Source organism: Prescottella soli (genome assembly GCF_040024445.1).
GTDB lineage: Bacteria > Actinomycetota > Actinomycetes > Mycobacteriales > Mycobacteriaceae > Prescottella > Prescottella soli.
The window spans coordinates 3,802,094-3,813,753 of the sequence record NZ_CP157276.1 but is presented as its reverse complement, the minus strand read 5'-3'; the positions used below and the strand labels follow the sequence as shown (position 1 = coordinate 3,813,753).

Annotated in this window: 9 protein-coding genes, 1 tRNA gene and 1 pseudogene; 5 read left to right on the top strand and 6 right to left on the bottom strand. The window is 63.8% G+C overall.

The features are described from left to right. Positions 1–18 precede the first annotated feature (18 nt). The 6 genes from ABI214_RS17760 to dcd form a co-directional block, all read right to left on the bottom strand. Entirely contained in the window at positions 19–1,509 is a 1,491-nt protein-coding gene (locus tag ABI214_RS17760; protein ID WP_348603830.1) for a lipopolysaccharide biosynthesis protein, read from the bottom strand. Between the two features lie 2 nt (positions 1,510–1,511). Next, complete coding sequence (locus ABI214_RS17755; RefSeq protein ID WP_348603829.1) at positions 1,512–2,570, bottom strand: glycosyltransferase; 1,059 nt, start codon at positions 2,568–2,570, stop codon at positions 1,512–1,514. Then, the gene (locus ABI214_RS17750; RefSeq protein ID WP_348603828.1) at positions 2,560–3,573 is read right to left on the bottom strand and encodes a glycosyltransferase; all 1,014 of its coding nucleotides are present in this window, start codon (positions 3,571–3,573) and stop codon (positions 2,560–2,562) included. Before ABI214_RS17750 ends, ABI214_RS17755 begins: the two co-directional genes overlap by 11 nt. A gap of 43 nt (positions 3,574–3,616) precedes the next feature. Further along, positions 3,617–4,942 (bottom strand): UDP-glucose dehydrogenase family protein, encoded by a 1,326-nt coding sequence (locus ABI214_RS17745; protein WP_348603827.1) that lies wholly within the window; start codon positions 4,940–4,942, stop codon positions 3,617–3,619. A gap of 108 nt (positions 4,943–5,050) precedes the next feature. Continuing rightward, entirely contained in the window at positions 5,051–6,601 is a 1,551-nt protein-coding gene (locus ABI214_RS17740) for a sugar transferase (RefSeq protein ID WP_348603826.1), read from the bottom strand. 730 nt (positions 6,602–7,331) lie between these two features. Next, positions 7,332–7,919, bottom strand: coding sequence for a dCTP deaminase (gene dcd, locus ABI214_RS17735; RefSeq protein WP_348603825.1), 588 nt, complete (start codon positions 7,917–7,919; stop codon positions 7,332–7,334). Between the two features lie 139 nt (positions 7,920–8,058). Between dcd and ABI214_RS17730 the strand changes: the two genes are divergently transcribed. The 5 genes and pseudogenes from ABI214_RS17730 (at position 8,059) to lhgO (ending at position 11,346) form a co-directional block, all read left to right on the top strand. Then, a tRNA-Gly gene (locus ABI214_RS17730) sits at positions 8,059–8,129 on the top strand. A gap of 333 nt (positions 8,130–8,462) precedes the next feature. Then, positions 8,463–8,945, top strand: a complete 483-nt coding sequence (locus ABI214_RS17725) for a GNAT family N-acetyltransferase (protein ID WP_348603824.1) — start codon at positions 8,463–8,465, stop codon at positions 8,943–8,945. Positions 8,946–9,015: 70 nt separating this feature from the next. Next, entirely contained in the window at positions 9,016–9,288 is a 273-nt protein-coding gene (locus tag ABI214_RS17720) for a hypothetical protein (protein WP_348603823.1), read from the top strand. A gap of 366 nt (positions 9,289–9,654) precedes the next feature. Further along, positions 9,655–10,041: pseudogene (locus tag ABI214_RS25525) on the top strand (transposase); the annotation flags it as partial. Between the two features lie 69 nt (positions 10,042–10,110). Next, positions 10,111–11,346, top strand: a complete 1,236-nt coding sequence (gene lhgO, locus ABI214_RS17715) for an L-2-hydroxyglutarate oxidase (protein WP_348611727.1) — start codon at positions 10,111–10,113, stop codon at positions 11,344–11,346. Positions 11,347–11,660 lie beyond the last annotated feature (314 nt).

Here is an 11,660-nt window from a genome sequence, read left to right as displayed (position 1 = left end):
GGATCCGGATGACATAGTTCACGCGGGGCTCTGCCTTCTCGAACGAACGAGCGCCACAATGCCTCCCAGTGACCGGAGATCCGCACGGTAGCTCGGGACGGTCGCCGCCAGGATTCCGGCACACAGAACCATGGTCAACGCGCCGAGTCCGATATGGAGCAGTGCTGTACCGCCCATACGGTCGGTCACGAGGAACCCACACAGCGCGGAGACCGCGTAGACGAGCAGCGTTCTCGCGCCGTTGACGAACATGAGCTTCACAGGCGCATTCGAGATCCTGGAGATCCAGGCGAGTCCCAGAGGCCACGTCAACGCCACGCCCAGTGCGAACCCCGCCGCAACGCCGAGCACACCGAAGAAGGACCCGACGACCAACAGCGAAATGGACAGCACGCGTGCGACGATCGCGTACCGCAGCATTGACCGGGTCAGGCCTTTCGAAAGGAACACCCAGTATGTCGCGTAGCCTGCCCCCTGAAACGCTGCGCCGATAGCGATTAGCCGAAAGAGGTCGGCTGACTGCGTCCACCCGGCGCCGAGCAGAACCTCCACGAACGGCTCCGCCTGACTGGCCAGGAACAAGAAGCCGGCTACCACCACGGTCATGAGCGCGGTCTGGCCGCGAAGAATGAACCTGTCGTATCGGGGCCTGTCGTCTTGAAGCCTCGATAGAACTGGGATCGCAACGGTGGTGGCGGGAACATTGAGTTGGTTCAGGGGGCCGTTCACCACTTGAGTCGCGCGGTTGTAGTACCCGAGTGACGCGGCGCCGAACCTGTTACCGACGAGGACGGAGTCGATGTTCTTGCTCAGGTACTGCAACAGCTGTGTCCCCATCAGGTTCCACCCGAACGAAAGGAGCACGCGCATGTCCGCCGCCCGAGTCGGCAACCCGGGCAACCACCGGCAGAAGACCACCGTCAACAACAACGTGAGAAGCGACTGCGAAATCTGCTGCCAAACGATCGCCCAATATCCGAAGCCTGCTACAGCAAGCGTAATACCGACGAGCAGTCCGCCAGACTGCGCCGCCACGTCTGCGATAGCGAGCTTGCCGAACTTCATCTGCCGCGTCAGATGGGCACGGAACTGGGTGGAAAGGCCATTGATCAAGAACGTCACGGCCAGCAGTCTCGCGACCTCACCTACGCGTGGCTCGTCGTACAACGAGGAGATCAGCGGAGCACAACACAGCACCACGACTGCCAGGAAGGCCCCGATCGAGGTGTTGATCCAGAAGAGGTTGCTCCGCTGTCCGTTCGTCAGCGACTTCGCCTGAACCGCCGCCGACGACAAACCGAAGTCGCGGAGAACCTCACCGACACCGACGACAGCTGTGACCATCGCGACCAGGCCGAAGGACTCGGGATCCAGGAGTCGCGCCAGAATCGCAATTCCGCCGAACTGGATCCCGAACTTGGCAACCTGACCGACCATCGTCACCGCGGCGCCTCGTGCCGCGAGTGCCCCGAGCGGGGTGGCCGACTCGGATGTTGCTTGGACAGACACGGTCAAGCCGTCTCACGGGTGCGAGAGGGCGCCGCTGTAGCGAGCAAAGAAGCGTACAACTGATAGTGGCGTTCACCGATCCGATCCCAGTCCCGCTCAGAGAGATCCGGGCGTGCCGTCCGCACACGACTTGCGGCACGGTCGACGGCATCGGATATTGCCTCGGCAGTGATGGCCGACCCTTCGTAAAGATGAACCCAGTCTTCCCCGACTTCTTCCTGAAGCGCGCGATTCGCCTGGGTGGCAGGAACCAGCACAGGGCGGTCCATGGACAACGCGAGAATCGCCGCGCCCGAGTTGTGCATCTCTCGATAGGGAAGCACGACCAACGAAGCACTAGCGATCTCTGCAGCGAGTTCCGCGTCGGGAACGAACGCCAATTTGCATGTCACAGACGCGGATTGATCGCATGCGGCGAGAATGTCTGCGGCAAGCTTCTCATCCTGAGGCTTCCCGACGATTCGCAGCGTCAACGTTTCGGACCGGAGAGCCGAGAATGCCGGCAGCAGATCCTCTATTCCCTTGTAGGGGCGGATCAACCCGAAATAAAGGAGCCGAGTCGGATCAGATTCGATCGAGCACTGGTACTCCGGGCGATCCCGGTAGTGTCCGTGGAGAATCGTGCTGCTGTCCTTGCCTTCCGGCAGCTCCGTCGTCACATTGAGTCGGATGAAGTGGGTGGTCGCCCGGTCACACAGCTTCAGCAGGGACCGCTCGACGACACTTCCCTCCTCGTGGGGTGCGACATTGTGGACGGTCCGCACAATGGGTCGCCGACTCAGGCGGAGCCTACCGAGCAATGTCACGAACATTGTCTTCTTGACAGCTCCGGACACGCGATTCTTTCCGCGAATGAGGTTCTCCGGCCAGTGGATATGGAAGACGTCGTACCGACCGGTGAGCGCACGCTTCCACGACAGCGTTTCTACCTGCAGACTCTCGGGAGCGCTGTCGATCATGTGATCGACGTATCGGGTCGTTCCGTCGGGCTTTCCCAGCGAGTGCAACACAGTGATGCGAGGCCGCTCTTCAACTGATGTCATCTCGATCTCATTCTCCACGGAAGGTGTTGTGGCCGGCCGATGTACCGGAACGACGATGATCGTTGGCGCCGACGGCGAGTGCCTCGAAGGAGCAGGCTCGCTCGAAGGTCTCCCCGGAGGGAGCCTCCAAATCGAGCTCGAACGCCAACCCCCGCCTGACCATTTCGTCTGCGATCTGCCGTTGGTGGTCGTCTACGTGTTCGTCGAATCCGCTGCTGCGCACAGCAAGAACTGGCACGAGTCCGAGATCGAGCAGCTCGAGAATGCTCCCGACACCAGCATGTGTAACTGTTACGTCCGATTCGGCGGCAAGTCTCCGGAATTCGTCCTGAGAGACCTCGCGGAGGACCTTTCCGGGAAGATCGGCTCTGACCGTGCTCCCCAGCTGCCACACCACCTCGTCGCCCGGCTCGATCACCGAGAGCACGGCGTCGACGATGCGATCGAATCTGTACGGCTGAATCGTGCCGAGGGTGACGAACACTCTTCGAGAGCGCTTCGCCCGCGCCCGCGGCTCTGCAACCCAACCGTCGAGGATCGAGCCGGACCACTTCCAGGAGGACGAGGACCAGGCAGCATGCTGCGTGTAGGTCCGCACACGAGGAGTCGCCCTCAGTATCCGCCCGGTCAACGAAGGCCCGTCGACCCTCGAGATGCTCTCGACGTAGATCGCGTTGCAGCCATATGCGGCCGCTACAGGAAGAACCGAAACGGCGAGGGCAGCACCAGTACTGATACAAACGTCATACTTCTCGCGGCGAAGATGCCGAATCGCCCAGGACGACGCCTTGACGGCTCTTCTGAGGTCTCGCGGCGCGATGTAGTCGACGAAGTGACACCTCTGGCCCTGCAGTGCGCCACGGGTCTGAGGAGTGTCGAAGGTGACCCAATCGGACTGCTCGTCAGCTGACGTTGTGCGCGCGATTCTCGTGAGCTCGGTGAGGTGCCCGCCGGAAGACGCAACCCACAACACCCGCGCTCCGGAGGGAGCGAGGTCGTGAAAGGAGGGTTCTCGGCTCATCACGTGGCACCTACCATCGGCATCTCACGGCACATTGCAGCCCTCATCGGCCCATACCCCGGTAGGCCCACCCGGCGTCGCGCCACTCGTCCGGCCGCAAGCAGTTTCGGCCGTCGATGATGCTCTGCTGGCGCACCCGTGCAGCCAACCTGGCCGGCCGCATCTCACGGAACTCCTTCCACTCCGTGAGGACGAGCACGACGTCTGCCCCTTCGACCGCCTCGGCCACGCTGGTCGCGTATCCGAGGGTCGGGAAGAGCCGACGGGAGTTGTCCATCGCCTTGGGGTCGTACACAGTGACGGTCGCGCCCTGGAGCTGGATCTGCCCGGCGACGTTGAGGGCCGGCGAGTCACGCACGTCGTCCGATTCGGGCTTGAAGGCGGCACCGAGGACCGCGACCCGGGTACCGAGAAGCGTTCCCCCACAGGCTTCGCGAGCCATCTCGACCATGCGGGTGCGGCGGCGCATGTTGATTGCGTCCACCTCGCGCAGGAAAGTCAGCGCCTGATCCGCACCGAGTTCACCGGCCCGGGCCATGAAGGCACGGATGTCCTTCGGTAGGCAGCCGCCCCCGAATCCCACACCCGCGTTCAGGAACCGGCGACCGATCCGGGCGTCGTGACCGATGGCGTCCGCGAGCGTGGTGACATCGGCACCCGCCGCCTCACAGACCTCGGCCATCGCGTTGATGAACGAGATCTTCGTGGCCAGAAAGGCATTCGCAGAGGTCTTCACGAGCTCCGCGGTTGCGAGATCGGTGACCAGGAAGGGGATCTCCTCTTCCAGGAGGCGCGCGTAGACCTCCCGGGCCACCTCCTCGGCACGCCCGGGCCGATCGCGATCCACGCCGAGCACGAGCCGATCCGGGTGCAAAGTGTCCTGGACGGCGAAGCCCTCCCTCAGGAACTCCGGGTTCCAGGCGACCTCGACGTCGTCACCTGCGGGTGCGAGTGCCCTCGCCCGCGCCCCCAGCCGCTCGGCGGTACCCACCGGAACGGTCGACTTGCCGAAGATCACGGCCGGCCGCGTGAGAAGCGGTGCGAGCCGGTCGATCACCGCGTCGACGTACGTCAGGTCCGCGGCGAACTCGCCCTTCTTCTGGGGCGTGCCGACGCCGATGAAATGGATGTCCGCGAACTCCGCGGCCTCCTCGTAGGACGACGTGAAGCGGAGCCGGCCCGCGGCGATGTTGCGCTGGAGAACCTCGTCGAGGCCGGGTTCGTAGAACGGAACCTCACCGGCCGCGAGCTTGGCGAGCTTCGACTCGTCGACGTCCACGCCGAGAACCTGGTGGCCGAGCTCCGCCATGCACGCGGCGTGTGTCGCGCCCAGGTATCCGGTACCGAATACCGCAACGGATGAACTCATTTGATCTGCCTCATCTTCGAAACTCGGGGTCGACGAACTCCCGCACCGACGGGTGCAGGTTGTCATGCGTCGTATGGATCAGGTGGTCGACGTCGCGGTGTGCGACGGTCAGTACGCTCCGCTGCCGGCGGTGACGGCGCGGACGGTCTTGCCGACGATGAGGATGTCCTGCATCATCGACCAGTTCTCGACATATGAAAGATCGAGTCGCACAGTCTCATCCCACGAAAGGTCGCTGCGGCCGCTGACCTGCCAGAGCCCGGTGAGGCCCGGCTTGACGAGCATGCGGCGCCGGACGGTGCCGTCGTACGCCTCCACCTCGCGACGCAGCGGCGGGCGCGGTCCGACCACGCTCATTTCGCGGCGCAGGACGTTCACGAACTGCGGCAACTCGTCGAGGCTGTACTTGCGCAGGAACTTTCCGACCGGGGTGATGCGGGGATCGTCCTTCATCTTGAACAGGACGCCGGCGCCTTCGTTCTGGCCGAGCAGAGCGGAGACCTGCTTGTCGGCACCGTCGACCATGGTGCGGAACTTCAGCATCGGGAACGGCCTGCCGTTGATGCCGATTCGCTCCGACTTGTAGAGGATCGGGCCCTTGCTGGTCGTCTTGACGGCAATCGCAGCCACGAGCATCACCGGCGCCACCGCGACGAGGGCCGCGAGCGCGAAGCACGTGTCGAAGGCGGTCTTCCCGAAGCGCTTCGCGCCGTGGTAGCGCGGCTTCTCCACGTGGATCAGGGGGAATCCGGCGACGGGGCGCATCACGAGACGCGGGCCGGCGACGTCGACGACACCGGGTGCGACAACGAGATCGACATTGTGGGGTTCGAGATCCCATACAAGGCTGCGGATTCCGTCGTGCCCCAGGTGCTCGGTCGCGGTCACGACCACGGTGTCTGCGCCGCAGGCGCCGAGCGCACCGATCACGTCGTACTCGTTTCCGAGAACGGGGATCTCGCGTCCGTCGACCACGACGTGCTCGTCTTCGCGGTAGCCATATCCCGGCATGCAGACACCGACCACGCGATAGCCGGACGCCGCGTCCCGCTCGAAGTTGCGTGTCATCGTCAGCACCGACTGACGGCTCCCCACCACGAGTACTGAAGTGTGGCAGTCGCCCTTCGCACGTCGACTCGTGACGACCTTGCGCATCACCCACCGACCGCCGAGCAACCCGGCGAGTCCGAGCGGGAAGGCGATCGCGAGATATCCGCGCGCGATGTCTGCGCGGACGAGGAGGCTGAGAATCGCGATGAGCCCGAACAACTGGAACGTCGCGGAGACGATGCGGCGGTATTCCTCGGCACCGGCGCCGATGACACGCGTCGAACGCGTGCGGTGAATCGCCAGCATCGCGAGCCACAAGCCGGCCAGCGCGACCGACATCATGGTGTAACTCAACCCCGAGATGCCGGCAGCGACGGCCTCGGGCGTCGTGCCGAACCGGGCGACCTGCGCCGCCGCCACCGCGACACCCACGATGACGGAATCGACGATTCGCAGTCGGCTCACGTAGCAGTGCTGCCAGAGACTGCGCGAATTCTGTTGCAGAGAAGCTTCATTCACCAGACGAAGCGGGGATATACCCTCGTCCTCCGCCTCCGCACCTGTTTCCAGGTAACGCGAAGCCGTCACGCCTTCACCTCCATCGACCATTCACATGACATGACCCCCGACGGGTCGATCTTGCTGTCGAGCCCGGACGGCAGCGCTCGAAGAGCGAACCGCCGTCCGTGTCACCTACCCCTTCCCCCCGGCCCGGCGCCCGAAGGCGACGACACCGGCTGGGGTTCGCGTTCGCCCCGCGGGATCCTCCATCCCGCAAAGCTTTCGATCACCCCTGAGGTAGATGCGCTTCGGGCGTCGAATCGCGTGACGCCCTCCGCTGTACGGAATGGTTCTAGCACGGGCCAATGCCCGCCAAAAGTTGAAACGAACGGCCGAATGAGTTGGGCGTTCGTCCGATTCGACCGCGCCCGGATTTGGACGAACGTCCACAAAGATCCCCCCACGGGACCAAAGCCTCTACCTGAAAATAACGGGGAAAACGACCCTTTATCAACTATCGGGACGGTCGTACTACTCTCCGGTAACCGAATCGACCTGCGGAGACCACGCACGCCCAGCGGCGATCCCATCGCAATATCAGCGCCCACAGGCCACCGGACCGCCGGTCGTCGCCCCGCCGACCGGCGCGGAAGGGGCGAATGCCGCAACCTGAATCGATGCACAAGATCAGACAGCGATCGCAAACAGCACGACCTGTCAATGTGATGCAAAACACAGCTCGGGGCGTCGCGGAACGGTTCGCGTTCCCGCGAGCTGGGAGTATGTGAATCTTCAACCAGCCGACCGGCAGCGGTCGCCGTCGGCGGTCAGAATTCGGTCAGCGGGCCTGGGCGCTGGGGTGCGTCGCGAAGTTGAGGTAGGCCCGCGACGGCGTCGGACCGCGCTGCCCCTGGTACTTCGAACCGACCGCGGAGCTGCCGTACGGGTTCTCCGCCGCGCTCGTGAGTCGCAGGAGGCACAGCTGGCCGATCTTCATGCCCGGCCACAGCGTGATGGGCAGGTTCGCGACGTTCGAGAGCTCCAGCGTGATGTGACCGCTGAACCCCGGATCGATGAAGCCCGCGGTCGAGTGCGTCAGAAGCCCGAGACGACCGAGGCTCGACTTGCCCTCGAGCCGGCCCGCCAGGTCGTCGGGCAGGCTGCACACCTCGAGCGTCGACCCGAGGACGAACTCCCCCGGATGGAGCACGAACGGCTCGCCGGGCGCCGGCTCGACCAACGACGTCAGCTCGTCCTGGCGGAGCGCCGGGTCGATGTGGGTGTACTTGGTGTTGTCGAAGACCCGGAACAAACTGTCGAGTCGAACGTCCACGCTGGACGGCTGCACCATCTCGGACTCGAACGGGTCGATGCCCAGTCGCCCGGAAGAAATCTCGGCACGGATGTCACGATCTGAGAGCAGCACAGCAAAAGGCTACCGGTGTGGCGATTGTGACCGGCGTCGACCTCGGCGATCATCAGACGCGACACGGATTCCAGTCGGCCTCGGACACACGGTCAACGGCTTCTGCTACAGTTGCCGCTTGCAGGGCGAAGCTCCGCATGCCGATGTAGTTCAATGGTAGAACATCAGCTTCCCAAGCTGAATACGCGGGTTCGATTCCCGTCATCGGCTCTCTCTCTCCTTTCTTGACACTTCAGGGTGTCCACCGATCAGATGCCGTTGAGTTCACCTATCGGTGCGTTGCTCGCACGAATCTCGTTTTCTTGGCACTCTGCGGTGATACGACGCAAACCATTGTTTGGTTCCGTGCGGAAACGGCATGCGGGTTCTGGGTTGGTCCTCGTCGCGGATCGTGACGGTCTTGCAGCACGCGCACGGATCGTCGGCCCGTCGGCGGTTGCACTGCACGGTCGGGTGTTCGTAGCCCAGCCTCATCGATCGTGGGCAGTCCCCCGGTTGAATCCACCCTGGTCCATCCTCGGTGGGGCGAGGAAAATAGGGACGATGGTCGACATCTATGAGGTACCCGCAGGAGAGCCACGCCTGACGTCATTCCTCCAGGCGCAGCACACCGCCCAGATCGCCCGGCGCGGCGAATTGGTCGACGCACGCGACCGCCCGGCCCTGATCGCATTGACCGACGACGAGACGGTCGGGGTGCTGATATACGACATCGACGGCACGAACTGCGAAATCGTGAACATGCGCGCATCCGACCAATGGGGCGGCGTCGGCACCGCACTCATCGAACGCATCGCCCAAGTCGCCCGTGCACAAGGCTGTTCGCGGCTGTGGTTGGTCACGACAAACGACAACCTCGACTCGATGCAGTTCTACCAGCGGCGCGGCTTCCGCCTGTCGGCCGTTCGATGCGGCGCAGTGGACGAGGCGAGACGGACGCTGAAGCCGGACATCCCCGACGTGGGCTACTACAAGATCCAGCTTCGGGATGAAATCGAGTTCGAGCGCGACCTCGAGCCCGCGTAGGCGAGCCCGCCCCAAAAGTACCCCTCACGCTGAATCCGAATCAGGGACCAGCCGAGCTGGAACGAGGGCAATGGCTGGCGAAGTCAGCGAGATGATCCGCCGCCGCTACCTCGACACTGACGACGAGCCGGCCGAGGAGTACAGCGTCGGCCAACTCCATCTGAAAATGCTTGCCGCTAACCGGGATTATGACGTTTACCTGGCTAATCTTCGCTGCAGATCGACAGCGGCCGGCGCAGGCGTCCCGGCAACCCGTCCTACATTCAGTCCGGGAAAGGTGGCCTATACCGGACTCGAGCGCACCCGGACTTACAAAGTCTGGAACTCTTCCAGACTTCCGTGATCTGGAGACCTCCTTAAGCGTGATTACCGACCGGTAGACCTATCCAATCCGCATGCAGCCCACCACGCTCCGCCATTGGTGAACATCCCTCTTCTTCTCTTCTCTCTCTCCTCTCTCTTCTCTTCTCTTCTCTTCTCTCTCTACTGCTCTCCACGGGCACAGGGCCCAAGCCGGCAATCCAATCGCGCTGGCACGCTGTGGCTGTCGTCTACCAGGGCAGGTTCGATAAAGGGACCCACACCCGAAACAGGCGCAGAGGCCGTCCTGCACCGCGCGAACACGATCGGCAGCGCTCACCACCGGCCGCGACCTCAATGGCAGCCCGGCCCGGATCGCGACCGATGGCGGTGACGTCTACGCCGGGTCGTCGAAGGCATCGTCTACCGATCCCGCGCCCGAATCACGTGGCGTCAACTGTCCGCGAAATTCGCCCCGTGGCAGACGATCCGGCAGCGGCAACGCCGCTACTCCAGTGACGGGACCTGGGACGCGATCCTGGCCGCACTCCGGCCCATGCCGATGCGGACGTCCCCGTCGGCTGGATGGTATCGGTGGACTCGACGATCTGCTTGGCCCACCGGCACGGCACCAACCTCTCGCGGGGCAAAGGGGGCCTGTCGAATTGCACGAATCCGCTCGTTGAACCCAGCAACCACGCACTGGGCGGTTCCCACGGAAGCGAGTCAGGCGCGGCGTTCACTGCCGAGCGGCGAAATCGCCCGATCCATGTGGTGCATGCAACATGCAACATAGTGTTGTGACGCACATCTCGCGAGTGGGTAGCGAGTGAGCTTCATTCAGCTCGATGCAAAGGGAGCCTTTATGAGCAAGATTCGAGCCGCGGTCGTCGGTGGCGGCATTGTTGGACTCGCGGTGGCCCGTGAGCTGCTCTCCAAGCTTCCGGGAGCTGACGTCATCGTTTTCGAGAAGGAATCGGCCGTCGGCACCCATCAGACCGGCCACAACAGCGGCGTCGTGCATGCCGGGTTGTATTACGAGCCGGGAAGCCTCAAGGCCCGACTCTGCCGGCGGGGAGTGGGGCTGCTCGAGAAGCTTGCCGCGGACAAGGGCGTCACGTACGAGGAGTGCGGCAAGATCGTCGTCGCGCAGAACGCCAATGAACTCGACCGCCTGCGCGCGATCTATGAACGGGCGCAGGCCAACGGCGTCCCCGACGTCCGCTTGGTCGGCGCCAACGAGATCTCCGACATCGAGCCGCATGCGCGCGGCGTCGCGGCGCTGCATTCACCACACACCGCCATCGTCGACTACGTCGGGATCGGCAACGCTCTTGCGGAAGACATCGTGACTGCGGGCGGCACCGTGCTTCTGGGCCACGAGGTCGCCGCCATCGCGACTGGCGATGCCACGTCGGCGAACGCCGGAAACCGACGAGTGTCTGTCACGACCGCCGCCGGCGTAGAGACCTTCGATCTCGTCATCACCTGTGCCGGACTGCAATCCGACCGGGTCGCGCACGGCGCCGGAGACTCCGCATTCCCGAAGATCGTTCCTTTCTTCGGCGACTACTTCCTGCTCTCACCGGAGAAGTCGTCTCTGGTCAAGGGCTTGATCTACCCCGTGCCCGACCCGAAGTACCCCTTCCTCGGAGTGCACCTCACCAAACGCTTCGACGGAGCGATCATGCTTGGGCCGAACGCATTCCTGTCACTTGGGAGGGAGGCGTACCGGCCCCGCGACTACTCCCTGCGTGACATCGCGGATGCGATCGGATTTGGTGGATTCTGGCGCTTCGCGTCCCAGAATCTGCCCGCTGCGGCGCGTGAGTCGCGCACGGTCGTGAGCACCCGGTCGTTCGTGAAGGAGGCGCGCAAGTACGTCCCCGCCATCACGATGGCCGATGTACATCGCGGGCCTCGGGGAATCCGCGCGCAAGCCATGAACAGTGACGGCACTCTCGAAGACGATTTCGTCATCTCGGGCAAGAATCGGTTGATTCACGTGCGCAATGCGCCTTCACCGGGAGCGACGTCCTCGCTGGCGATCGCCGAGTACGTCGTCCGCGAATCGCTCAGTCGGGCGGGCTTGCTGCCATGAGGACCGCCGGGCAACTGCCCGGCTCCGTGACCGGGCGGACCCGGTTCCACCGGAGGTATCCACCGGCCTACCTGTGGATAAATTCCGGTATGGAGCCGGTGGAACTCGCACAGACGCCGACCGACCCTACCGACCAGTCAGCCAAGCGAGTCCACGTATGCCCCAACTCGGCACGTCATTGGTGAACACCCCTTCGCTCGCTCGTCTCCCTCTTTCACGCTGCCATCCATGCACGCAGTCAACCTCCTCTCCCAGTCACAGAACACCACCTCTCGCCACGTCGCGTACCCGTGCGCACCTCCGGCCGAGTTCCA